Source organism: Streptomyces sp. NPDC031274 (assembly GCF_055570235.1).
In genome coordinates, this window is sequence record NZ_JBVIHP010000126.1 from 1 (window position 1) to 1,157 (window position 1,157).

Genomic DNA, 1,157 nt, shown 5'->3' on the forward strand with positions numbered 1-1,157 from the left:
CGACTTCTTCGCCGATGACGGCGAGGGCATCTGGCCCATGGAGGACGAGCCGATCGAGGACCAGCTGCCCGTGCGCCTGGCCGCGAACCTGGACTGGTACGTCGAGGCTGCCGCACCCAACTCCAGCCGCTTGACGTGGCCTTTGGGCCGGGGACATCTGCCGGTGCGGATTGCGTTCACCGACAAGGCCCGCGCCCTGCACGCCCGTATGGCCTGGCACTACATCGAGCAGTTGCGCGCTGCCGACCCGCGCGCTTTCGAGGCCTGGGTGGCCCAGCACAAGGGAGAGCCAGTGACCCAGTAGGTGTGCCGCGAGCACTGACGCCAGCCAGATCAGCACAACCAGCAAGGAGAAGGAACGCACATGCGGGGCCTGTGGAAGGTGACGTACGCGCACCCGGAGCACACCAACACGACGTGGAACTACCTGGTTCCCGTGTGGGATGCCCGGACGGAGAACGCAGCACGGGAGCGCGCCCAGGCGCGGCACGACGCAAACGTGGCCCACATGGAGGCGCGGATACGGGCGGACGACACCGCCGCACTCGAGGTGATGGAAGTGATGTTCCGGACCGCGGTGCTCTCGCGCGAGCGGGCTTTGGCCTGGATCGCGCTGCAGCGGAACGGGGCGATCACCGAGCGGGGTTGGCCGCTCTCCTACGAGCGCGAGGAGCGCCGTCGTGATGAGTTCTGGCGTACCGAGGTCGCCGAGCTCCACCTGAGTCTGCGTGAACGAGTGCACGGGTTCGGGGAGTCGGTTGCCGAGATTCTGCAGGCGCCGGAGGCGGCCGAGTCTGCCGCCTGGGCCATCGAGGCACACACCGACCGCTTCGGGCGGGTGTGGTGGGACAGGGCCAGGACGGAGATCCATAAGGCTGGCTTGTCCTGGCTTTGGCAGACGCCGTACGGCATGGCCTGGGTCGATCAGGCCTAACCCCCTTACCTGAGCTGGGTGTTCGCAGTTGACCCCACCCTGAAACATAGTAGAATTAACTATCGAAGGGTGAGGGAAGGACTCACCCCGCTCGAAGCACTCAGCCTTGGGGAACGACCCCCCCCGGGCGGGGGGGGCCACGTTCGACCCCCCCCACGGAAAACGAATTCACCGCGGCCCAACACAGCCAACCGTTTGCCGGGACCCACCCCCACCCCCAGCC

2 protein-coding genes are annotated in these 1,157 nt (G+C 67.2%); both read left to right on the forward strand.

From position 1 onward, the window contains the following. The coding region (locus tag ACZ5CR_RS44140) for a hypothetical protein (RefSeq protein ID WP_468869000.1) at positions 1 to 304 on the forward strand (304 nt) is incomplete at its 5' end. A gap of 60 nt (positions 305 to 364) precedes the next feature. Further along, complete coding sequence (locus ACZ5CR_RS44145; RefSeq protein ID WP_468869003.1) at positions 365 to 934, forward strand: hypothetical protein; 570 nt, start codon at positions 365 to 367, stop codon at positions 932 to 934. The last annotated feature ends 223 nt before the right edge of the window (positions 935 to 1,157 follow it).